The 21,754-nt window shown below is 66.6% G+C and carries 21 protein-coding genes; 13 read left to right on the top strand and 8 right to left on the bottom strand.

The genetic code is table 11. The features are described from left to right. Positions 1–81: 81 nt before the first annotated feature. Complete coding sequence (locus tag B141_RS0117370; protein WP_020576451.1) at positions 82–1,302, top strand: cytochrome P450 family protein; 1,221 nt, start codon at positions 82–84, stop codon at positions 1,300–1,302. A gap of 205 nt (positions 1,303–1,507) precedes the next feature. On the opposite strand, the gene B141_RS0117365 is transcribed toward B141_RS0117370, so the two are convergent. The 3 genes from B141_RS0117365 to B141_RS0117355 form a co-directional block, all read right to left on the bottom strand. Beyond that, positions 1,508–2,200 (bottom strand): hypothetical protein, encoded by a 693-nt coding sequence (locus tag B141_RS0117365; RefSeq protein ID WP_157181081.1) that lies wholly within the window; start codon positions 2,198–2,200, stop codon positions 1,508–1,510. Positions 2,201–2,440: 240 nt separating this feature from the next. Beyond that, a complete protein-coding gene (locus tag B141_RS0117360) occupies positions 2,441–3,436 on the bottom strand; it encodes a hypothetical protein (protein ID WP_020576449.1) in 996 nt (331 codons plus the stop codon). 37 nt (positions 3,437–3,473) lie between these two features. Beyond that, on the bottom strand, positions 3,474–3,704 hold the full coding sequence (locus B141_RS0117355; RefSeq protein ID WP_157181080.1) for a hypothetical protein: 231 nt from the start codon (positions 3,702–3,704) through the stop codon (positions 3,474–3,476). A gap of 272 nt (positions 3,705–3,976) precedes the next feature. Between B141_RS0117355 and B141_RS0117345 the strand changes: the two genes are divergently transcribed. Then, on the top strand, positions 3,977–5,107 hold the full coding sequence (locus B141_RS0117345; protein WP_020576446.1) for a mandelate racemase/muconate lactonizing enzyme family protein: 1,131 nt from the start codon (positions 3,977–3,979) through the stop codon (positions 5,105–5,107). Between the two features lie 225 nt (positions 5,108–5,332). Continuing rightward, positions 5,333–6,388, top strand: coding sequence for a serine hydrolase domain-containing protein (locus B141_RS0117340; RefSeq protein WP_026257307.1), 1,056 nt, complete (start codon positions 5,333–5,335; stop codon positions 6,386–6,388). A 27-nt stretch (positions 6,389–6,415) separates the two neighbouring features. Here the strand turns inward: B141_RS0117340 and B141_RS50745 are convergent, their stop codons facing one another. The 3 genes from B141_RS50745 to B141_RS0117325 are packed head-to-tail and all read right to left on the bottom strand — an operon-like array spanning position 6,416 to position 8,201. Beyond that, entirely contained in the window at positions 6,416–7,159 is a 744-nt protein-coding gene (locus tag B141_RS50745; protein WP_020576444.1) for a permease prefix domain 1-containing protein, read from the bottom strand. Further along, entirely contained in the window at positions 7,156–7,881 is a 726-nt protein-coding gene (locus B141_RS45770) for a permease prefix domain 1-containing protein (RefSeq protein ID WP_020576443.1), read from the bottom strand. Before B141_RS45770 ends, B141_RS50745 begins: the two co-directional genes overlap by 4 nt. Further along, the gene (locus B141_RS0117325) at positions 7,878–8,201 is read right to left on the bottom strand and encodes a PadR family transcriptional regulator (RefSeq protein ID WP_020576442.1); all 324 of its coding nucleotides are present in this window, start codon (positions 8,199–8,201) and stop codon (positions 7,878–7,880) included. The genes B141_RS45770 and B141_RS0117325 overlap by 4 nt, the downstream gene beginning before the upstream one ends. 163 nt (positions 8,202–8,364) lie before the next feature. Here B141_RS0117325 and B141_RS0117320 point away from each other — a divergent pair, with 163 nt between their 5' ends. From B141_RS0117320 to B141_RS0117305, 4 genes are all read left to right on the top strand, one after another. Continuing rightward, positions 8,365–8,823 carry a hypothetical protein gene (locus tag B141_RS0117320; RefSeq protein ID WP_237742723.1) on the top strand — a complete coding sequence of 153 codons (459 nt, stop codon included), beginning with the start codon at positions 8,365–8,367 and terminating at the stop codon, positions 8,821–8,823. Next, positions 8,820–9,275 (top strand): hypothetical protein, encoded by a 456-nt coding sequence (locus B141_RS41205; protein ID WP_020576440.1) that lies wholly within the window; start codon positions 8,820–8,822, stop codon positions 9,273–9,275. Before B141_RS0117320 ends, B141_RS41205 begins: the two co-directional genes overlap by 4 nt. After that, positions 9,272–10,885: a multicopper oxidase family protein gene (locus B141_RS0117310; RefSeq protein WP_020576439.1), complete on the top strand. Its 1,614-nt coding sequence runs from the start codon at positions 9,272–9,274 to the stop codon at positions 10,883–10,885. The genes B141_RS41205 and B141_RS0117310 overlap by 4 nt, the downstream gene beginning before the upstream one ends. Before the next feature lie 74 nt (positions 10,886–10,959). Continuing rightward, positions 10,960–11,601 carry a dihydrofolate reductase family protein gene (locus tag B141_RS0117305; RefSeq protein WP_020576438.1) on the top strand — a complete coding sequence of 214 codons (642 nt, stop codon included), beginning with the start codon at positions 10,960–10,962 and terminating at the stop codon, positions 11,599–11,601. A gap of 16 nt (positions 11,602–11,617) precedes the next feature. Here the strand turns inward: B141_RS0117305 and B141_RS0117300 are convergent, their stop codons facing one another. Continuing rightward, positions 11,618–12,133 (bottom strand): hypothetical protein, encoded by a 516-nt coding sequence (locus B141_RS0117300; protein ID WP_020576437.1) that lies wholly within the window; start codon positions 12,131–12,133, stop codon positions 11,618–11,620. Between the two features lie 223 nt (positions 12,134–12,356). Between B141_RS0117300 and B141_RS49370 the strand changes: the two genes are divergently transcribed. From B141_RS49370 to B141_RS0117285, 3 genes are read left to right on the top strand one after another with little or no spacing between them, the layout of a single operon-like run. Next, positions 12,357–13,307 (top strand): hypothetical protein, encoded by a 951-nt coding sequence (locus tag B141_RS49370; RefSeq protein ID WP_157181079.1) that lies wholly within the window; start codon positions 12,357–12,359, stop codon positions 13,305–13,307. Between the two features lie 41 nt (positions 13,308–13,348). Next, on the top strand, positions 13,349–13,762 hold the full coding sequence (locus B141_RS49365; protein WP_020576435.1) for a YbaB/EbfC family nucleoid-associated protein: 414 nt from the start codon (positions 13,349–13,351) through the stop codon (positions 13,760–13,762). Next, positions 13,759–14,094 carry a YbaB/EbfC family nucleoid-associated protein gene (locus B141_RS0117285; protein ID WP_020576434.1) on the top strand — a complete coding sequence of 112 codons (336 nt, stop codon included), beginning with the start codon at positions 13,759–13,761 and terminating at the stop codon, positions 14,092–14,094. Before B141_RS49365 ends, B141_RS0117285 begins: the two co-directional genes overlap by 4 nt. 54 nt (positions 14,095–14,148) lie before the next feature. On the opposite strand, the gene B141_RS0117280 is transcribed toward B141_RS0117285, so the two are convergent. Continuing rightward, positions 14,149–15,408 (bottom strand): DegT/DnrJ/EryC1/StrS family aminotransferase, encoded by a 1,260-nt coding sequence (locus tag B141_RS0117280; protein ID WP_020576433.1) that lies wholly within the window; start codon positions 15,406–15,408, stop codon positions 14,149–14,151. A gap of 196 nt (positions 15,409–15,604) precedes the next feature. Between B141_RS0117280 and B141_RS0117275 the strand changes: the two genes are divergently transcribed. The 3 genes from B141_RS0117275 to B141_RS41190 all read left to right on the top strand — a co-directional run. Next, positions 15,605–18,835 (top strand): heparinase II/III domain-containing protein, encoded by a 3,231-nt coding sequence (locus tag B141_RS0117275; RefSeq protein WP_020576432.1) that lies wholly within the window; start codon positions 15,605–15,607, stop codon positions 18,833–18,835. Further along, positions 18,832–20,046 carry a DegT/DnrJ/EryC1/StrS family aminotransferase gene (locus tag B141_RS0117270; RefSeq protein ID WP_020576431.1) on the top strand — a complete coding sequence of 405 codons (1,215 nt, stop codon included), beginning with the start codon at positions 18,832–18,834 and terminating at the stop codon, positions 20,044–20,046. Before B141_RS0117275 ends, B141_RS0117270 begins: the two co-directional genes overlap by 4 nt. Positions 20,047–20,399: 353 nt before the next feature. Then, on the top strand, positions 20,400–21,754 hold a 1,355-nt coding region (locus tag B141_RS41190), incomplete at its 3' end, for a DUF222 domain-containing protein (RefSeq protein WP_040421614.1).

Here is a 21,754-nt window from a genome sequence, read left to right as displayed (position 1 = left end):
GGACCGGCGAGGGTCCCGGATTTGACGACATCGAGGCGTCCCCCGTTGACACGGCCCGCGGGGCGCCGGACGGGAGGGCGAATGACGGGTACGAACGGGGAAGCGCCGCTGGCGCTCGATGAGACCTTCCTTCAGGACCCGGAGGCGGTCTACGCCCGCCTGCGCAAGGAGGGACCGGTCCACAAGGTCGTACTCCCGCACGGCTGGGAGACCTGGATCGTGACGGGGTACGACGAGGCGCGCGCGGCGCTGGCCGATCCGCGACTCCACAAGAACGGCCGGACCCTCGAGCAGTACATGGACCCAGAGGTCCTCGGCGACGGCACTGATGTCTTCGCCGAAGCCCTCCGCGCCCACATGCTGAGCTCCGACCCGCCCGACCACACCCGGCTCCGGAAACTGGTCAACAAGGCCTTCACCTCCAGGCGGGTCGAGGCGCTCCGGCCACGGATCGAGACGATCAGCGACGACCTACTCGACGCGATGGCGGCCCGCGCGGGTGAGCCGGTCGATCTGCTGGACACCTTCGCCTTCCCGCTGCCGATGACAGTGATCTGCGAGCTCCTCGGCGTACCCGCGGGAGAGCGGGACGACTTCCGGGCCTGGTCGACGACCGTGGTCTCCGACGCTGCCGACGAGGAGGTACGCGTCGCGTCGTACGCCATGGCCGGCTATCTCAGCCAGCTCCTCGCCGCCAAGCGTGAGAGCCCCGGCGACGACCTCCTCACCGCGCTCATCCAGTCCCGTGACGCCGATGACCGGCTCGACGAGCAGGAACTCATCTCGATGACGTTCCTGTTGCTGCTCGCCGGCCACGAAACCACCGTCAACCTCATCGGCAACGGCATGCTGGCGCTCTTGCGCAACCCCGAGCAGCGCGCGGCGGTGCGGGCGGACGCGTCGTTGGTTCCGGGCGCCGTCGAGGAGTTCCTGCGCTACAACGGACCCGTCAACCTGGCAACGATGCGGTTCACCACCGAGCCGGTGGCGCTCGGCGACGTCGAGATTCCCGCGGGCGAGTTCGTGTTGGTCGCCCTGGGGTCGGCCAACCACGACCCGGAGCGCTTCCCTGACGCGGGGCAGCTCGACGTGAGCCGTCCAGCGGGCGGACATCTGGCGTTCGGGCACGGGATCCACTACTGCCTCGGGGCTCCGCTCGCGCGGTTGGAGGGCGAGATCGCGTTCACCCGGTTGCTCGCGCGCTTTCCGGAGTTGCGACTCGCGGCCGAGCCGGACGAACTCGTATGGCGCAACAGCAGTCTGATCCGTGGCCTGGAAAGACTGCCGGTCCACCTGACATGAGCCAACCGTGCCCGCAGGCCCCAGGCCGTGCGGGCACGCCAGCCACACGGGGCAAGCCACAGCCAATGATTGTGAAGGAATTCCGTCACTATTTGATGGAATTCCTTCACAATGTCCAAGGATCAACCTGTAGTAGATGACCACGCTCCGTACGGCGCGTGGCCATCTACTACAGGTTGATCAGGATAGCCGCGGATGCGGGCCGTCATTGTTCTCTCGCGGCACCCCAACCCTTGTCGAGAAGCATCGGGAAATACGCACTCCGGAGCCGTTCGACGCCAGCCTCAGCTCCGAACTCGCATCTGAGTTCCGGATGCTTGTGATAGAACCGCAGCGCATAATAAGCCACTGCCGGGTCCACCGCCAGGAATCCAGCATTGATGCGTTCCATGTACGAGCGAATGAAGCCGAACCTACATAGCCAGCTATCCACTGGATCAGAGGTCTCCACTCCCTCCACCAATTCCAGCTGAATTACTGCGCCGCGCCGGTAGAGGGCGTCAGCGGCCGCCAGCGCCTCCCACGGGAAGAACCGGCACCCGAACCATGACCAGTGGTAAATACCCTCGGGGCTCAGCGCCAGCCCGAGAGGCCGACCCGAACGCACGAGCCGGGCGACCAGGTATATTGCAATGAGGAGCGCATATATTGGGGCCAGATCGGCTACTATGAGGAACCTCGCAGCCTGTCGGGAATTTGTACCGAGCGGAAGCATTCTAGCCTGCAGAGGCAATGTCAAGACGTACCCAAGGGAAACAATAGCCAGCAACGAGTGCGAATTTTTCGCCGCTCTCGACATTGAAATGAACGTCGCACGCTCTCCACAGTCTTGAAGATCTATCAGGCTAAGTTTCCGCGCACCTCTCCTTCGCGACGAAATCTGCGTCAGGTAACCCACGGGGAGCATCGTCGCGAGGCCACTGTAAAGTTCAACAGCAGAATGGCTACGCCATTATCACCCGCAACAAAGGCGGCACCTCCAACCACGAAGAAAAGTGCGACGAGAGCGACGGCTAGATTGAATAAAGGCACCCTCTTCCGGTAGGCATCCTCCCAGGATCCTGGCCATGGAAGCACGGGCTTCACCCATTCGGGACGCGGCTTCATTCAGGAGAATCCTCTCGGTCAATCGGCGTATCTACTCGGGTTGGTAGGCCCAGTTGTCATCGATAATCAATGGTGTCGGACGGGTGTGGTCGTAGACCCAGTCACCTCCGAGTCCACCAAGCACGCCACCAACTACCATTCCGCCCGCGGCCGCCCAGGCAGGTGGACCTGCAAGGGTCACAACGATGAGAACTACCCCCATCCCGAGATAGCCTCCAGCGACGGAGAACGCAACCTTCTCAGGAGGTTTGCCGGTGTAAAGGTCGATGCCGACGCCGACGATCATGAGGCCAGGACCGCCAAACTTGGACACTCGGGAGACCCAACCCATTCCCCAGGCGCCGGCACGAGCGGTGCCGGCCAGGACGTTGCCGACCGAAGCCGTGGACCGAGAGGTCGCCGAGAGGATCTTGCGAATCGTAGGCAGCTGCCCGCTATCCATGATCCGCGCTGAGCGGGCAAGGTTCTCAGCAGCGGACGCGTCGAACTGCCCGGCGACCTGCACGAAGCGCGCCTCGAAGAGATCCGCCAGATATTCAGCCTGTCCAGCCACGAGATCGCCGGCGATAAAGTACCTCTTTTCGGAGAGCTCCTTTGTTATTCGTTCAAGGAAGCCGTCCTGCTCGATGACCATGGCGCGGGCGCCCTTGATCAGACCCGCCACCTCGACGTACTTCTGCATCGCGCGGAGGTAGGCGTCCCGTTCAATGCGGGGATAGTAATCGTATTGGTCGCTTCCCGTGTTGAGTAGCTCATTCGTGGGCGGGTGGACCACCCCGCCAACGACATCCAGGTATTCGGCGCCATCGACGATCTCTCTGGCTTTGTCGATCTTCCGCTGAGCTTGCTCTAGCGCGTCGGCGTAACGGTCCAGCACGTCGGCCATGCGCCTGATGTCCTCGTAGAAGTCGTTGATGTGTTGGATGCCAGTCGTCAGCCGTTCGCGGAACTCGTCGCCGGCCCGGTCGATCCAGCCGCGGCTGACCTCGCCGCTAGCCTGACCGACCAGGCAGGAACTCTCGGACACGGCGTCCGCGAGCCCTTCTCTCATCCAGTTGGCGAACTCACGGATGCTCGCGGGATCGCCATCCCCCCTCGGTGCTGCCGGAAAGCCTGGAGCCACTGCCGACGGTGAGGGATGCCGCCATCTTGGCCACCTTGTCGGCCAAAGGTCCTGCGTACACCGCGTCGGGCATCGACGCAGCCGCTTGGTCAACCTGGTCGGCGGCTTCATGTAGCAGCCGGTGGATCTCGGCCATCGACCCATGGTCGATCTTTTTCGGCGGCATCAGCAAACCCACTCCTCCGTGATCAGCTGTGAGCAAAGGATCATGTGAGGCGCCTTCAGGCCGCGCCCGCTGAAGCTTGTCGTCCGGCTGTGGAAACTCCGACTCAAGACCGGTGGAGGCGTCTCGGCTCCTCGCGCTGCCACGACTCACAACGCTAGGGTCCGTGGTGTGTCGTCGCCGGTCGCCCGCCACCTGGAGTGCGTCATGCTCGATACGGCGCGCCTTAGCGACGACACGGTCTTCTCCATGCCGCGGTCCCACCTAAACGAAGGGTTCTGATGCGCGTCTCCGAGATCGACGTCTGGGTTGTCAACGTACCCTTGACAACCACCTTCGCCAGCAGCTTCGAGGCCAAGGCGGGCACGACAAGGACTGTCGTTCGCGTCCGTACGGATGACGGCCTCGAAGGCTGGGGCGAAACGATGAACGGCCGCCCGACCGCAGCACTGATCACCCGGATCAAGGAGCAGTTCATCGGCCTTGACCCCAGAGCGACCGCCGAGGTCGCCCGCCGGTGCGCGATGGTCCCCTTCTTCTACGGCTATATCGGCTATTGCGCGTTAGCCGCCTTGGAAATGGCGTTCCTCGATCTGAGTTGTCGCGCCTGGCAGGTTCCACTGCACCTCTATCTGGGCGGCGCAGCTCGGCACACTATTCCGATCACCGCTCTCCTGACCCGCGGCGCGGCCGGAAACGCCAGTAAGTCCGATCTTCCCGCCGTACTCGCCGACAAGGCCAAGGAAGAAATCAGCGCGCTTGGTTTCACCGCCCTGAAATTCAAGGGATCCGTCGACGCGCGCTTCGACGTCTCCGTCATGGGTGCCCTCCGCGAGGCCCTACCCGACCTCGCTCTCCGCGTCGACCCGAACGCCGCCTGGTCTGTACCCGCGTCGATCGCGGCCGGCCGCGCCCTCGACCCACTTGGACTCGAATACCTCGAGGATCCCTGCGAAGGGCTTGAAGGCATGGCCAGGGTCCGCTCCGAGATCGCCACGCCGCTCTGCACCAACATGTGTGTCGTACGTCTGGAGGATCTCGCCCCCGCGATCCGGATGAATGCCGTCGACATCGTGCACGCCGACGTCCACAAGTGGGGCGGCGTACGTCCGACCATGGACCTCGACGCGACCTGCCGGATCTTCGGGCTCGGGCTGAACTTCCACAGCGGCGGCGAACTCGGCATCTCGACCGCATGTCACCTGCACGTCGCGGCGGCTCTCGCCCGCCTGGAGTACGCGATCGACGCGATGTATTACCTCACCGCCGAAGACATTCTCACCGAACGTATCGCCTTCTCCGACGGCGCTCTGGCCGTGCCGCAGGGACCAGGGCTCGGCGTCACCGTCGACCTCGACCGGCTCACCTTCTATGCCCGCAGGAACGCCGAGGACGGCGACCACACGCCCTGACCACATGAGGTCGCGCCGCCACGGAGATGATCAACTTCGGGGCACCGAACGCCTGGGGAGCGCGCGGTTCGTCGGCTAGGCTCGTCGTCGTGCCCGCGAACCCGCCGATGACCGAGTGTGGCCCGCATCAGTGGCTCCAAGGACAGCCTTCGACAAGCTCGTCAGCGTTCCGGCAACGGGCAGGCCGCCACGTCACGGCGTACGCCCCCGCGGGCTGGCTGGTTGATGTCTGACCCATTGACCGAGTTGCTGACCGCGGCGCACGAGGCGCGAGTGTTCTCCGGCGCCGCCTGGTCGGTCGGCACGATCCAGGGACCCGCGCGGCGGGGCATTCTCGGCACCCGGGCCTGGGGCGGTGAGCCGGTCGACGACCGCACTCTCTGGGATCTCGCGTCGCTCACCAAGCCGATCGTGGGTCTTGCCGTCATGGCCCTGCTCGAGCAGGGCCGGCTCTCGCTCACCGATCCGGTCGCCGAACACCTGCCGGAGTACGCCGACACCGACAAGGCCGACATCACCATCTGGCACCTGCTCACCCACACCTCGGGTGTGCCCGGTGGCCAGCCGCTCTACCGCGATCACCCCGACCGGGCCAGCCTTCTCGAGGCGGTCCGGCGGTTGCCGCTACGTGCGCGACCGGGTGTCCAGGTCGAGTACAGCTCGCCCGGCTTCATCATTCTGGGCCGGGTCGCCGAGGCGGCGTCGAGCCTTCCGTTGGACGAGCTGGTACGCCGTACCGTCACCGCCCCGGCCGGCCTGTCCGACACCCTCTTCAACCCACCGGCCGACCAGCGGGCCCGGGCCGCCGCGACCGAGGACTGCCCGTGGCGGGGCGGGATGATCCAGGGCACGGTGCACGACGAGAACGCCGACGTACTCGGCGGCGTGGCCGCCCACGCGGGGCTCTTCACCACCCTGGACGACATGGAGAAGCTCGCGCTCACGCTCCTCCGGAACGGCCGCACCACCAGCGAGGGCCACCTCCTCCGTCCCCACACGCTCGCCGCCATGACCCGCCCGGCCACCGACCACCTCAACCTGCGTCGCGCGCTCGCCTGGCAGGGCAACGACCCGTTGGGGGCGGGCGCCGGTGACCTGCTCAGCCCGGCGGCGTACGGCCATACCGGCTTCACCGGGACGAGCCTGTGGGTCGATCCAGAGCTCGGGATCTATCAGGTCCTTCTGACCAACCGGGTCCACCCCCGCCGCGGGTCGACGGCGATGATGCGGACCCGGCCACGTTTCCACAACGTGGCGGTGCTCGACCTCCTCGGCGGCTGACTCGGTCGCTGATTCGGCGGCTGGACCTCAGCCCGGCCTGGCCGGCTGGAGCGCCCCGGATCGACCGAGCGGGCGTCGACAGAACGCCGTCCGCGACGTCAGCCACAGTGAGTGGACCTTCCAGACGCTCAGGGCGGTCGAGACGATGCCCAGGGCGAACAACGGCGGCGAGGACATGACGACCCGGAGTACCTGCTCCGAATTGAGGACGTTCATCGCCACCGACGCAACGCTCGACACAGTCACGGCCGTCCCGCCCACGACGACCTGCCCGACAAGGATCGCGCGTACCGGCACGTTCATCCGGGCGACCCAGGTCAGTAGCGCGAGTACGCAGAGTGCGCTCCCACCCCCGACCAGGCCGATCCAGTCGGTGAGGCTCGAGAGCAGCTCCATGTGGGGAGGTCCACCGGCGGCGCTGCTCGAGGTCGGGAAGTTCCTCGTCCACACCGCGGTCCAGGCCAGCACCAGGCTCGGCATGGACAGGGCGAAGAGCCTGGCGGTACGCCGGCTCTGGGCGACCGCGAGCTCGGTGCGGTACGCCGAGGCGAGCTCGGCCACCTGGCCGGAGGCCTCGACCGCGCGTACCTCCGCCTGGTGGGTGGACAGGCCGGCCCTGGTGTGCGCCTCCACCGCGTCGTGCAGTCCGTCCGCGAGCTCGCCGAGGAGGTCACGGCGGACGGTCCGCGGACCAGGAAGGGCGCGCTCGAGTTCGCGGAGGTAGTCCGCGATCGGCGAGTACGGTCCCGGCCGGCGCACGACGAAGGTCATGTGGCCACCGTCTCACGGGCCGCCCGCAGCGTACGGATGATCGAGCGGACCAGACACCACACGGCCACGGCCGTGATGACCTGGAGTGGAATGCCGATCCAGGAGATCACGAACGCGCCCAACGCTTCGTCGGGGTTGAGGACGGCCAGACCGCTGGTACAGATGAAGGTCACGATGAGGGCGGCGACGCCGATCAACCCGATCGCCGCAGCGACCCGAGGCTCGTGGCGAGCGAGGCCGCCCCGGATTCCGACCCTCGCACCCAGGGCGAGCATGGCGATCGCGAGCAACGCGCACGCACCTGTGCCCACCCCCACCACGGTCGTGATGTCGGACAGCAGGAGCACGATCCGCGGGGAGGGGGTGTTCCACGGACCGCCGACGAGCCACGGGATGTCCCACAGAAAAACCAGTCCGGGCATGGCGAGGGCGAGCAATCTGGAGGTACGCCGGGCCTGGGAGGCGACCAGCTCGGCTCGGTAGGCAGCGGCCAACTCAGCGACCTGGCCGCACTCCCCTACGGCACGTTCCTCGGCCTCGCGAGCAGCGAGGCCGGAACGGCGGACATGAGCCTCCGCAGCGTCATACAAACCGTCCTCGAGCTCGGAGAGGAGATCCCGGCGGGGGCCGGGCGGTCCGGTCAGCTGCCGCTCCACCTCCTTGACGTACGCGGCGATCGGCCCGTCCCGCAGAGCACCGTGCCGCTCACACCGCTCACTCATGCTTCGCTCCCCAGCACACCGCCGATCGCGGTCGTGAAGCGGGTCCAGTCGATGCGTTCGCGGGCAAGGGCCTGCCGGCCAGCACGCGTGAGCTGATAGGTGCGGCGCCGGCGTCCACCGACAATGCTCCACTTGCCACTGACGTACCTCGCCCGCTCGAGCCGGCGCAGTGCGGGATAGACGCTCCCGGTCGGCAGGTCGAGGATGCCGCCGCTGCGCGCCTGCAAGCTCTCGATGATCGCGTACCCATGCAGCGGACCGTCCTCGAGCGTGGCGAGGAGAAGGGCATCGAGATGCCCGCGCACGATATCGGCCTTCACAGGTAGGAAGCCTACCTGTGAAAGGGTGAAATGTCGGTTCCGCGAGGGCCGTCCCCTGGCGGAATCCTGGCTGCCCTGAGGCGACAGACCGGGACATCCCTGATTCATAAGTAGACAGTCGACATATACAGTCGGTTCGAGATCGGAAGGCTTGGAGGAAACCGTGGCACCACCCGTGGACACCGCCGACACCACACCATCCACCCAGCGCCCCACCGAGACCGGGCCGCGGGCCTCGCTGTGGACCCTGCGCGTCGTCGCTCTCATCGCCGCCGTGCTGGTGGTGGCCCAGCCGATCCTTGCCGGCGAATACCTCAGCGGTGCCGTCGACGCCATCGGCGTGCACGGCTTCAACGCCAACTTCGTGATCCTGATGGTCATGGTCCAGATCGCCGTTGGCCTGGTCTATTTCCTGGCGGGCCGGGGGCGCCTGTGGCCGGCGCTGTTCAGCGGCGCGCTGTTCTTCCTCGTGGGGATCCAGATCGGCATGGGCTACAGCCGCGATCTCGCCGTCCACATTCCGCTGGGTGTGATGATCGTCGCCAGCCAGGTCTTCTTCACCATCTGGGTCTTCCGCCGCGCAGCGCGGTACGCCCGGCCACGCAAGCGGCGCCAGGCATGACGGACGCGACGACCGGCCTCGCCGCTCCGCCCGTAGTTTCGACCGCACCTCAGGGTCCCCGGGCCTCGCTCTGGGCGCTCCGTGTCGCGGCGGTCATCCACGCCCTCGTGATCTTCGCCCAGCCCGTGCTCGCGGGTGTCTACCTCGCCGGCGACGTTGGCGCCATCGGCAACCACGAGGTCAATGCCCACACCGTGACCTCGGCCGCCGCCCTGCAGTTCATCGCCGCCTTGATCTATGGCTGGCGTGGCCGTGGACGGCTCTGGCCGCTGTGGCTCAGCCTCGCGCTCCCTGGCCTCGAAGAGGCCCAGAAGATCCTCGGTTACGCAGGCGTCCTCGACGCCCACATCCCGCTGGGTGTGACGTTGGTCGTTGTCCAGATCCTCTTCACGATCTGGGTTTTCGGTCCGACCTCACGTCTGGCCCGAGTTCGCAGAAAGCGCCGCACATGAGCTTCTCCCGACGTACTCCTTCTCGACCGAACCTGTCCCGGCGAGGTTTCCTCGGGCTAGTCGGGGCCACCGGCGCCGCCGCGGCTCTCGCGAGTTGCGGCCTCGGTGGAGTCGCCGGCCAGACCGCGGACCTCCTGCCCAGCCGGGCGCCGCTGCCCAAGCCGTTCCGCGTTCCGCTGCCGATCCCGCCGGTCAAGCGCCCGACCCGCTCTGACGGCACGACCGACTACTACGAGATCGTGCAACAGGCCGGCGTCGCCGAGATCCTGCCTGGCCTCAGGACGCCGATCCTGGGGTACGACGGGATCTTCCCGGGGCCGACGCTCGTCACCCGCAGTGGCCGGCGCACCGTCGTACGCCACCGTAACGAGCTGCCGGTCCCGGTGGCCGTTCACCTGCACGGCGGCCACACCCCTGCCGACAGTGACGGCTATCCCACCGACCTGCTGCTGCCGGTGAAGGGGTGGAAGCCCCCGGCCCATCAGGGACACGGCGGGAGCTCCATGCTCGGCCGGGTCACCAAGGGCGAGCGCGACTACGTCTATCCAATGCGGCAGCGGGCGGCCACGTTGTGGTACCACGACCACCGCATGGACTTCACCGGCCCGCAGGTCTATCGCGGCCTCGCCGGCTTCCACCTCGTCCACGATGACGAGGAAGCCGCGCTGCCCCTCCCCGAGGGCGACCGTGACATCCCCCTCATGATCTGCGACCGGTCCTTCGAGGCTGACGGCGCATTCCGGTATCCCTCGCTCGACCGCACGCTCCAGTCGACGCCTGGCGTCCTCGCCGACTACATGGAGGGCATTCTCGGCGACGTGATCCTCGTCAACGGCGCACCCTGGCCGGAGCTCGAGGTGGAGGCGGCCCGCTATCGGTTCCGGATCCTCAACGCCTCGAACGCCCGCCGCTATCGCCTCGCCCTGACGCCCGCACCAAATGAGGGCCCCGGGTTCGTCCAGGTGGGCGCGGACGGTGGACTTCTGGAGAGACCGGTCGAACACGACGCGATCGAGATCGCCCCGGCCGAGCGGTTCGATGTCGTGGTGGACTTCTCCGCGTACAAACCTGGCACGGAGGTGACGCTGACCAACGGGCTCGGTGGCGGCCAGACCAGCCAGGTGATGAGATTCCGGGTCACCCGGAAGGTCAAGGACGACAGCAGGGTGCCAGACCGTCTGAGCCGGATCGAACGCCTCGACCCGGCGAAGGCCGTCCGCACCCGCGAGTGGCACTTCCGCCGCGGCGCGCCGCAGGGCGACCCCAGCGGCATCGGGGGAAGTAACGTGCACTGGACCATCAACAACAAGGACTTCGATCCGAAGCGGATGGACGCCGCACCGAAGCTCGGCCAGATCGAGATCTGGCGCTTCATCTCCGACCTGCACCATCCTGTCCATATCCACCTCGACCCGTTCCAGGTGATCAAGCGGGGCGGAGGCGCTCCAGGGGTGTACGACGCCGGGTGGAAAGACACGGTTGACGTCCGGCCGGCGGAGTACGTCGACGTGGCGGTCAGGTTCACCGACTACCGCGGCGCGTACATGCTGCACTGCCACAACCTCGAGCACGAGGACATGGCGATGATGGCGGCGTACGAAACCGTCTGAACGGTCCTGGTCGCAGCGATGAGTCCGCACGGCTCGCGGAGTCTCACCATCATCAACAGTGCAGGAGGATCTACGTGAGCCAGCTTCTCAGAGTCCAGAACTTCAACGTCTCAAGTGACGGAATCGGTGCGGGCGAACACCAGAGCTTCGAGCAGCCGTTCGGCGCCGACCCCGGCGACATGTTCGCCTGGGCCGGCGCCACGGCGAGCTGGCCCATGCGCACCGATCCCGGCGGAAGCCGCGGCCTCGACGACTACCTCACGCGAGACTTCGCCCGCAACATCGGCGCCGAGATCATGGGCCGCAACAAGTTCGGTCCGCAGCGGGGCCCCTGGCGCGACCACGAGTGGCGCGGCTGGTGGGGTGACAAGCCTCCGTTCCGCACCCCGGTGTTCGTCATGACCCACCACACGCGTCCTCCGTTCACGCTCTCCGACACCACGTTCCACTTCGTCGACGGCGACCCGGCCACGGTCCTCGAGCAGGCGCGGGAGGCGGCGCAGGGTAGGGACGTCCGACTCGGCGGCGGGGTTACCACCATCCGGCAGTTCCTCGACGCCGACCTCGTCGACACCATGCACGTGGCGGTCTCGCAGGTGAAGCTCGGGTCCGGAATACGACTCTGGGAGTCACCCGATGAGCTGCTCGACCGGTTCCATCTCGAGGTCGTGCCCAGCCCGAGCGGTGTGACTCACCACCTGTTCTGGCGAAGGTGAACGCAGAGATCCCGTCCTACCAGTCAGGCACCTCGATCGCGTCGCGGCGCGGTCGAGGTGCCTTGTCCGCGAGGTCGGCGAGCAGCTCGGCGCTGGCGTCGAACGTCGTCACGGTCCAGCCCTCGTGATGCCTGCTCCACAAGGCTTCAGCTGCCTCGACGGTCGCCGGCGCCGGCGCGTCGGTGGGCCACACCACCAACCGCGTAAACCGTGAGTTGGCACCCACCGCGCGCCTGCTCGCCACACCCCAGTGGTCGACGTCCGCCCACGGAATCCGGATCGTGGCGTCCCCCCGTTGAAGGGTCACCGCGTCATCGTCCACGGTCACGCTCGCCCCGGCGGTCGGCGAGCCGATGAGGCGGACGGCGTAAGACACCGCGACGACTCCCATGATGGCGAGCAGCACGCCGAAGAACCACTCGGCCGTGAACGCCAGAAGGGCGCCTCCGCCGGCAAGGAAAGCGGCACCGATTCCGAGGGCCAGGAGGCCAGATCTGCGAAGGTCGGTGTCGACTCGGTGAACAGTTCCCATACTTCGACTCCTCAGACTGTGGCCGGACTCCAAGATCGTCTAGCGTGGCGATGCGCGATATTACGGACGTTCTGTTGACACCGAACGGGGAGCCGTCCACGAAATGCCAGTGCACGATCCAGAGAATTTCGTCAAAGCAATCAAAAAACTTGGTGAAGGTCCTGACTCACCATATCAGCGCCTTCTCAGTGCGCGCGGAAACCTGGCGTCGGCCGAGTTGCCCGTGATCGCTCTCGGACTCGCCGCGGCCTTCTTTATCAAGGATGACTACGACGGCGCCCGGCGTTTCTTCCATACCAACCTTGACGCCGCCTGCGACAATTTCCACGGCGTCCTGGAAGGCCTCGTCATCGTCGCCAAGAATTACCAGACCGCGGAGCAGGCCAACATCCTGGATCCGAACCAGGTCGCCGATCCGCCCAGCGAGATCAACTTGAGCTGGGAAGACATCCGCGGCGCCGGACAACTCACCGTACTCGGGATCGCCTGGGGCCTGGCGATCAAGGGCATGCTGGTGGGAGCGACCCTGAAAGGCGCCGGGCAGATCTCGGTGGCGGCCGGCATTTCCACGCTCCTGTGGGCGTTGTTCACGCCGCTTGACAGCGAACTCACCGACGCACAGAGCAGGTGGGAGTCGGCAGCGGAGGACCTCAACCAGTTCAATCTCGCGCTGGTGGACATCATGCCGATGTTCGCCCAGGCCTGGAACGGCAGCGAGGGCTCTGAGGCGTTCACAAACTACATGCGTCGACTGAAGGACGAACTCCACGAGTGCTCGCTCCTGATAACCAAGACCGCCAGCACCCTGAAGAACATCCACAACCATCTCTTTCGCGCGCAATGGCTGTGGTTCGGCTATTCACTCGCGGTTCTCATACTTCTGATCTGGCTCCAGGCCACAGCCGCCGCCGCTCCACCCACCGCCGGCGCCGTCAAGGTCGTTATCGAACTCGTCGGCGGGACGCTCAGCAAGGCGGTCGGAAGCTGGGTCGGGCTGGTGGGCGAGACCTCCCGCGCCCTTATCATCAGCGCCGGACTCGCGCCGTTCCTGATGCAGTCGTTCACCGTCGAGAAGAAGGAATGGAAATACGGCTCCTCGACGTACGACGGCCTGGATCTTCAGTCGGTGCGAATGTCGACCACCGACCTCAACAAACTCACCACGAAGTACTAACCACACGCACATCACGAGCAGAGCAAGGGGGCACTGCCCACGTGAGCACGGACGAGTACGAAGAGCTGTTGAACGCCGCGACCCGGCAGATGGAGGCGGCCCAGAGCGCGGCCGACCAGTTCGCGAGCCTTCGCGGCGTGGGCGAGGCCGCGGACGGGCGGGTCCGGGTCGAGGTGATGGCCGGCGGATCGGTGCAGGGACTGGAACTCGACCCGCGCGTCATGCGTATGCCATCGGAAGATCTCGCCGCCGCTGTCCTCGAGGCCATCCACGCCGCCACCTCGGACGCGAGCGAGAAGCTGGCGGAGATCTTCGACACCGCTCTGCCCGGCGCGGGGTCCGCGCTCGCCGGCCTCATCGATCCCGCCGGCATGGCAAACGGCACGGAAGCGACGCAGACCAGTGTGGACGAGATCGTGGAGTCCCTGCGGCGCACCCTTCAGGAGGGACGATGAAGTACGGCGAATACACCGCTCTGAGGGAGTCCGTCAAGCTGCGGTTGCGGGCGGCCCGCGAATCCGTTGACGTCCTGGAGACCCTCGACCGGATCCTCGACAGCTACGGCGAGGAGCTCAAGAAGACCGTCGGCGTCGGGGAGTCGCTCGAAGGTCAGGTGCACGCGGAAGTCGCCGCCGATGGTGAGCTGCGCGAGCTCGCGCTCGACCCCAGCCTGATGGCGATGCCCGCCGACGAGCTTTCCAGGGCCGTCCTCGAGGCGATCCAGACGGCGACAGACGAGGCGCGGGAGAAGGTTCGTCCTCTGAGCGAGGAGAGCCCTGACCAATAGCGACGCCTTACCAGCGACATCCGGGCCGGCCTGACCTCCACGTCAGGGCCGGCCCTATTCCGTGAACGCCCGATGGACCTTCGCTATCGCGTGGGCGATGTCGTCAACGTCGTCGTCCGTATAGCGTTCGTTCCACTGGAGAACGATGAGGCGTTCGGCGATCAGCTGCTCTGCCGTCGGACACAGGCCGGCGCGATAGTCGGGGACCTCGCGCGCCGGCGGGCTGCAGAGCGGATATCCCGAGGTGCCGTAGGTGCGGCGCTCGACCAGAACCGGCGTACGGTAGACCGGTCGGGTGAGGTAGCCGCCGTTCGCCGGAATCCCTTCTGCGGCGAGAGCCTTGGCGTAGTCGTGGCAGGAGCCACCGGCCGCATCCGGGTCGATGATCACCGGATACAGCCAGTAGCTCATGCCGCCGCCGTCGAGTGGTGGCATGAGTCCGGCGAGTGGCTCGAGCACGGCGGTGAGCCGCTTGGCCGCCTCCCGGCGAGCGCTGACCACGCCGGCGAGCTTGGGTAGCTGCGCCCGGGCGACCGCGGCCTGGAGCTCGGTCAGGCGGTAGTTGGTGGACAGGAACAGATGCGTCCGCTCGTCGGTGTCGCGCGGCCAGCCCTTGTCGGCGAACAACCGCATCCGGCGGGCCAGCGCCGGGTCGTCAGTGATGCACAGCCCGCCGTCGCCGGCGGTGATGTGCTTGGACTGCTGCAGGCTGAAGCAGCCGATATGTCCCACAGTTCCGGCGAGCCGGCCGTCAGGGACGCGGGTGAGATAGGCCTGCGCACAGTCCTCGATGAGAACGATGCCGTGTGCGTCGGCGAGCCGCCGGAGGGCCGCCACCGGTGCCGGCGCGCCGAAGAGATGTACGACGAGGATCGCGCGTGTGCGTGGCGTGATGCGGTCACGGACGGACGCGAGGTCAAGGTTGCCGGTCGTCGGGTCGACGTCGGCGAAGACGGGTACGGCGTTCTGCATCAGGATCGGCAGCACCGTGCCGGCGTCAGTGATGGGCGTCGTGATGATCTCGTCGCCTGGGTCGGGATCGACGGCGGCGACCGCGAGGTGGAGGGCCGCCGTACCCGAACTCGACGCGACCGCATGACCGATGCCGTAGTAGTCGGCGAACTCGCCTTCCAGGACGCGGGTCTCGGGGCCGATCGTGGAGTTGAGCTGGCCGGACTCGATCACCCGACGGAGGGCGTCCAGCTCCTCCTGGCCGAGGGTGCGGCCACTGGCGTTGCTGACGCTGGGGAACGCCGACGTGCGTACGGGCGTGCCGCCGTCGAGCGCGAGTTCGTCCTTGCCGCCTTGCCTCATTAGCCACCTCGTAGGGTTCGCCACGCTGGCTGGTTGGTCCGTGTGTCGGTCTGGCTCGTTCGTTGTGTCGGTCTGACACGGATGCCCACTCAATCCTGTCCTGGCCGGCGGCTGGTTGTCTATACGGTCTTGACCTAAAGTCGGGTCTGCGCCAACCTCCATTCATCGCACCGCCCGATCAGCTGTCGGAGGAACGATGACCAGATCCGGTCCCCTTCTGCCAAATCCCCCCGGGCGCGGCCGCCCGAGTCGCCGGGACTTCCTTCGTACGGCGGCCGCCGGCACCGCCGGGCTCGCTGGCCTGGCTGGCGCCGTCGCGCCGCCTGGCCTGCCGCTCCGCACCGCGTACGCCGCGACGCCGGGTACGCCGGCCGGTGTCCCTGCCGGTATCGCGGCGGGGGTCGCGACCACGCCGACCAAGACCGCCTCGACGTACTACACGCCGGAGAAGGTCGCCGCCGTCCGGCGCAACATCGACGCCTATGACTGGGCTCGTTCACTGCGCGACGGTGCGGTTGCCGCCGCCCGGCCCTACCTGGCCAAGGGCGATGAGTGGCTGTGGAGGCTGGTCACGGGCCAGCGTCTCCCCCGTAGCTATGCGGTGAACCAAACCCTCGGCTCGCCGATCACCGGCACCGATCTCTTCCGATTCGGCAACTACCCCTGGGAGGCCGATCCGCTCAACCGTCCGTGGAAGCTCGTCGACCCCTCCAGCGATTACGTCTTTCCGACCAACGACTTCGGCGCCTACTACGCCAGCGGACTGGACGAGCACGGCCTCTTCGACCCGGCGCACGCCGACCGGAGCCTTCTGGTCAACGAGCTCTATCCCGAACGTGGACCGACCTGGGGCGTCGACGATGGATACGGCTGGGTCGACGACAACGGCGACAAATGGACGTTCATCGCCTATTACATCCACTGGCAGCTGTGGTACGGCGCCACCGCGACCGCCAAGGCACCGTTGTATTTCGCGCTTCGATGGTTCCGGGACGCCTACGTTTATACGGGTGAGGAGAAGTACGCCCACGCCGGGTTGATCCTGCTCGACCGGATTGCCGACGTCTATCCCTCGATGGACGCCGCGGCCTACCGACGTGAGGACGGCTACCTGCAGTCGGATGGCCTTTCGGGCAAGGGAAAAGTCCTCGGCTGCATCTGGGAGAACAGCCTGGCGAGGGACCTCGTCTCCTCTTATGACGCGTTCTTTCCCGCGATCGCCTCCGGCGACGACGCGAACGTCGTTCCCTTCCTGTCGGCGAAGGCGCGGGAGTTCGGCCTGCCGCCCAAGGACTCCGTCGACGCGATCAAGGTGAACATCGAGAACAACATCGTCCGGCAGACCTTTCCCGCGGTGAAGGGCCACCAGATCGCCGGCAACTTCGGCTCCCACCAGGCCACCCTCGCCACGGCCGCGGTGGTGCTGGACTCCGCGACCGAGTCGCGGGAATGGATCGACTGGGTCTTCGCCAGCGGTGAGCGGGTCCGCGACCCCGACCTGCGGATCACCGGCGGCAACATGTACGCCACGCTGGTCGAGGACGTCGACCGTGATGGCATGGGCAACGAAGCGGCGCCGCACTACAACTTCTTGTGGATCGGCACGATCGGCGGGGTCGCCGACGCCCTGGCGGGATACCCGAAATACCCCGCCGCGGATCTGTACCAGCACCCGAAGTACGCCCAGATGATTCAGGTGCGTCCCAAGCTCACGATGCTCAACCGCTACACGCCCTCGATCGGTGACACCGGCGCCACTGGGCAGCCGTTGTTGAACGGCTCGGCGCAGGTGTATGCGGCGGACTTCGAGCGGTACGGCACCACCGAGGCCGCGCAGCTGGCCTATCTGCTGAACGGCAACAAGACCGATGGCCTCTACGGCAGTATCTACTCCAGCGACGTCGAGGGCACCCGGAAGCGGATCGCCGACGTCATTGCCACCAAGGGCCCCCTGACGCTGGCCAGCGTCAACCTGACGGGGTTCGGCTTCGGCGCCCTACGCACCGGCACAGGCGCGAAGGCCCGCGAGCTGTGGGTGAGCTACGGGCGTACCTCCGGGCACGGCCATGCCGACGCGCTTAACATCGGGCTCTTCGGCTTCGGTGTCGACCTGATGCCTGATCTCGGATATCCGGAGTTCGCGGACAACAACGCCCGCCGGATCGAGTGGAACGCCAACACCATTGCCCACAACACCGTCACCGTCGACGCGCGCAAGCAGGCAGCCCAGTGGGTGGGGCGACCGTACGGCTTCGCGGCCACCGACGACGTACAGGTCATTGACGTCGCCGCACCAAAAGCCTACTCGCAGACCAGCGTCTATCGCCGGGTGACCGCGCAGGTGAAGGTTGATGCCGAGAACTCCTACGCGGTGGACTTCTTCCGCGTGGTCGGTGGCCGTCAACACCACCTTTCCTTCCACGCCGCGGAGGGACCAGTCAGCACGTCCGGCCTCACGCTGGCCCCGCAGTCAGGCGGTACGTACGCCGGCCCTGGCGTCCTGCCCCCAGCCGACAACGCGGTCCCGCGGGCCAACCCGAGCGGCTTCGACTGGCTGTCCAACGTCGAGCGGGACTCCGATCCTGGCGCGACCTTCAGCGTGGACTGGAAGGTGAAGGACACCTGGGGCGTCCACAACCCCGACCCCGACCTGCACCTGCGCCTCACCGTGCTGACCGACGTCGACGAGGTGGCACTCTGCGACGGGATTCCGCCACGGAACAAGCCGGGCAACCCGGCGTCCCTCCGCTACCTGATCGCGCGCCGGCAGGGCGAGGGCTTGGCCAGTCAGTTCGTCTCGCTGATCGAGCCGTACGTCGGTCAGCGTTACGTACGTGACGTCGTGGCGGTGAAGGTACGCGGCGTCAACGCGGCGATCGCTCCGCACGAGGCCGCTGCCGTCAAGGTGACCTTGACGAACGGCCGGACTGACTACGTGGTGAGCTCGCTGCGCACCGACGTGCTGCTCAGCATCGACGACGACGCCTTCACCTTCCGCGGTGCGTTTGGCGTCTACTCTCTGCGGGACGGCAAGCCCGCCTACGCCTTCGGCCATGACGCCACCAAGGTCGGGCCGCTGCCCCGAATGCAGGGCCCGACCGCCGTGAACGGAACCGTGACCGACTTCCCCCGGGATCTCAGCGCCAGCAACACGGTGACACTCCGGCTCGCGAAGAAGGGTCCCGCACCCTCGACGCTGGTGGGTTCCTACGTCTACGTCGACAATGATGGGGAACGCAACGCGGCGTACCGCATCATCGGTGCCGAGCTCGTCAACGACACGACGTTGATCCTCGACATCGGAGCGGCGACCACCATCCGTGGTTATATCGACAAGAAGGACTTCAACCAGGGTTACCGCTATGACCTCGCGGTCGGTGCGGCGGCCCGGATCCCATTGACCAGGGAATGGAAGGGAACGAAGTGACAGGGAAGGACACCCTCGCCATTCACGGCGGGCAGGTTGTGCGCACGCGCAGGTTTCCGCAGTGGCCGACCGCTGGCCCCCAGGATGCCGAGGCTTTGGCTCAGGTGCTCGCCTCCGGCAAATGGGGCAGCACGCACGGGACACTCGTCACCGGCTTCGAAGCTGAGTTCGCCGCTTACCAGCAGGCCGCGCACTGTGTGTGCGTCAGCAACGGCACGCTCGCCCTCGCCGCGGCGTTGCGAGCCGCTGGCGTCGGCGTCGGCGACGAGGTCGTCGTACCCCCGTACACGTTCATCGCGAGCGCGGCGGCGGTGACGTTTGTGGGAGCGATTCCAGTCTTCGCCGACCTCAATTCCGACACGCACCTCCTCGATCCCGCGTCGGCGGCCGCCGCACTCACCGGACGTACTCGCGCGGTGATGCCCGTCCACATCGCTGGCCGGCCGTGCGACATGGACGCCTTCGCGGCGTTGGGGCGTGAGCACGGCGTCGCCATTATCGAGGACGCCGCGCAGGCCCACGGCGCCGAGTGGCGCGGCCGGCGGGTCGGCGCGCTCGGGGACCTCGGCACGTTCAGCTTCCAGACGTCCAAGAACATGAGCGCGGGTGAGGGCGGTGCGGTCGTCACGAACGACGACCGGCTGGCCGAGCGGTTGTACTCCCTCGCCAACGTCGGCCGTGTCAAGGGTGGCGGGTGGTACCAACACGAACATCTGGGCTACAACCTACGGCTGACGGAGTTCCAGGCGGCGATCCTGTCGGGCCAGCTGAGCCGCCATCCTGAGCAGCAGGAACGCCGTCGCGTCAATGCCGCCTTGCTCCGCGAACTCCTCAGCGGGGTCGAGGGTGTATGGCTGCCGCCGGACGACCCTTCGGTGACGGCGCACGGCTGGCACCTGTTCATCATGCGGGTGCCGGAGCTTGGCGTGACGGACCGACGGGACGCCTTCGTGCGGGCGCTCGCGGCCGAAGGGATCCCGTGTTCCAGCGGGTACGTCGGCCTGCACCGCAACGCTGCCTTGCGGGAGGAGATCGCGACGCTCATCAAGCGACTTGACCTCGATTACACCGATCCAGAGGTGCCGGTGGCTGACCGCGTGGCTTCCGACACGGTATGGCTGCCGCAGCCCGTGCTCCTCGGCACTGAGGAGGACGTGCGCGACATCGCGACCGCGATCACGAAGGTCCTCCGCCACGCCGCGCTTCTCTGACTGCTTGGTTGCGCGGCACCCTTCCGGGGGCGCCGGGCCCCGCAAGTTCGGGCCCTGCGAGCTCAGGCCCTGCGAGGCCTCGCCCCGCGCCGAACCTTGAGTAGGTGACCACTCCTGCGGTGGAACTGGTCATCTACTCAAGGTTCAACGACGACCAGCGCTAGCTAATGCGCCCCGATTTCGTCGGCGCCATCCACGGCCTCGCCTCCGCGTCAGCAAGGGTAGCTCGCTCAGATCGAATCCCAATCGAGCACACCGATGATGGCCGACTATTAGCCGACCCTCCTTGTAAATAAGGGATGTGCGGCCATCGCCGGTTGCGTAGACGATCTTGAGCGAGTAAGATCGAACGTATGAGCGACGGCGATGGTGTGCGGATCTCACCGCTCCCGCCTGGGTTTGCTGAGATGCTTCCCGGTCCGGAGTTGGTGGTGGCATTCGCTGCTGTTGATCAGTCAGCGTGTAATGGTTACGAGTTGGGTGAGCTGGTTCGTGCCGCGCGGAAGCTCGCTCGCTGGGCTGAGTACCTGAGTCTTGGTGCTGTGAATGCGTTGGCGCATTGCCCGCCGTGTTTCAAGGACGCTGAGGCGGAACGGTCGTCGCAGCCCGAGCCGCGGGCCGCTGAACTGTTGTCGCCGATGTTGGGGTGGACCAACTACCGCAGTGATCAGTTCATGCTCATCGCCTTGGCGTTGACCGATCTGCCGAACACTCGCGGTGCGTTGGAACGTGGTGAATTCGAATTCTCTGAGGTTCGGACGATCGTCGACCGGCTCAGCCTCCTACCCCCGGCTGACCGCACAGCAGTGGATGAGGCGATCTTCCCCGAGGTGTTGAAACTGCGCGGCGGGCTGCTACGGCTCTATGTTGAAGCCGAAATCATCAAGGTGGACCCGGAGGCGGCGAAGGAGCGTCACAAGAAGGCTCGCGAAGACCGCGGTGTAGCTGTCTACCCTGATGTGGACAACGTCTCCACCGTGCGCCTGCACGGCATCTCCCACGATCAAGCAGCCCAAGCCTGGGCCTTGATCGACGCCATCGCCCGCACCGAGAAGGCACGCGGGGACGAACGCACCCTCCCCCAACTACGNGCCGACATCGCCATCTCCCTCCTCTCCGGCGAAGCCGACGTCATCATCTGCAACGGCGAGGCCGACGTCATCGTTTGCGACGGCGAGGAAGAAGCCCGCGAAGGCGCCGCCAGTCGCGAACAGACCAGCACCGACGCTGGGAGTGCCGGCGAGGACTGCGACTGTGACTGCGAGAACGGCGACCGGGAGAACAGCGACGACGCCGGCCCTCGTCAAGAATCCTTTGACGACCTCCTCGAGGAACAGAACAACGCCGACAGCCCCGCCCAAGGCGAAGCTGAGGGTGCGCAGGAGGAATCTGCTGCCGAGTCGGATGGGTGCCGGCACAGCGGGTGCGACCACGACCACCACCTTGCGGGCTGCCCGTGTGAGGACTGCAAACCCGCCACCTACCCCCACCCGTTGGACCGGCCCGCACGTCAGGCCCGCAATAACGGAGCAACTGGTGAGGGCGACGCGGCCATGGGAGGCGGCGAACCCGGACGCGGTCCGGGTGGCGACGCTGACCGGGAACCAATCCCAGAGCAGGAGATCCCGGCCGCGTTCCGGTCCTGGAAGGCAGCGATCAAGGCGAAACTCCAGCTGAACGTGCCGATCACGACACTGTTCGAGCTGGC

Origin of the sequence: Actinopolymorpha alba DSM 45243, assembly GCF_000373925.1 — a bacterium.
Taxonomy (GTDB): Bacteria; Actinomycetota; Actinomycetes; order Propionibacteriales; family Actinopolymorphaceae; genus Actinopolymorpha; species Actinopolymorpha alba.
The sequence above is the reverse complement of the archived record's forward strand: the minus strand, read 5'-3'. Positions and strand labels throughout refer to the sequence as shown.

Coding starts and splice junctions, on each gene's coding strand:
- B141_RS41205 (WP_020576440.1), top strand. CDS start 8,820: ATGACGGACGCGACGACCGGCCTCGCCGCTCCGCCCGTAGTTTCGACC.
- B141_RS0117345 (WP_020576446.1), top strand. CDS start 3,977: ATGCGCGTCTCCGAGATCGACGTCTGGGTTGTCAACGTACCCTTGACA.
- B141_RS0117370 (WP_020576451.1), top strand. CDS start 82: ATGACGGGTACGAACGGGGAAGCGCCGCTGGCGCTCGATGAGACCTTC.
- B141_RS0117275 (WP_020576432.1), top strand. CDS start 15,605: ATGACCAGATCCGGTCCCCTTCTGCCAAATCCCCCCGGGCGCGGCCGC.
- B141_RS0117280 (WP_020576433.1), bottom strand. CDS start 15,408: ATGAGGCAAGGCGGCAAGGACGAACTCGCGCTCGACGGCGGCACGCCC.
- B141_RS0117285 (WP_020576434.1), top strand. CDS start 13,759: ATGAAGTACGGCGAATACACCGCTCTGAGGGAGTCCGTCAAGCTGCGG.
- B141_RS50745 (WP_020576444.1), bottom strand. CDS start 7,159: ATGACCTTCGTCGTGCGCCGGCCGGGACCGTACTCGCCGATCGCGGAC.
- B141_RS0117300 (WP_020576437.1), bottom strand. CDS start 12,133: ATGGGAACTGTTCACCGAGTCGACACCGACCTTCGCAGATCTGGCCTC.
- B141_RS45770 (WP_020576443.1), bottom strand. CDS start 7,881: ATGAGTGAGCGGTGTGAGCGGCACGGTGCTCTGCGGGACGGGCCGATC.
- B141_RS0117310 (WP_020576439.1), top strand. CDS start 9,272: ATGAGCTTCTCCCGACGTACTCCTTCTCGACCGAACCTGTCCCGGCGA.
- B141_RS0117340 (WP_026257307.1), top strand. CDS start 5,333: ATGTCTGACCCATTGACCGAGTTGCTGACCGCGGCGCACGAGGCGCGA.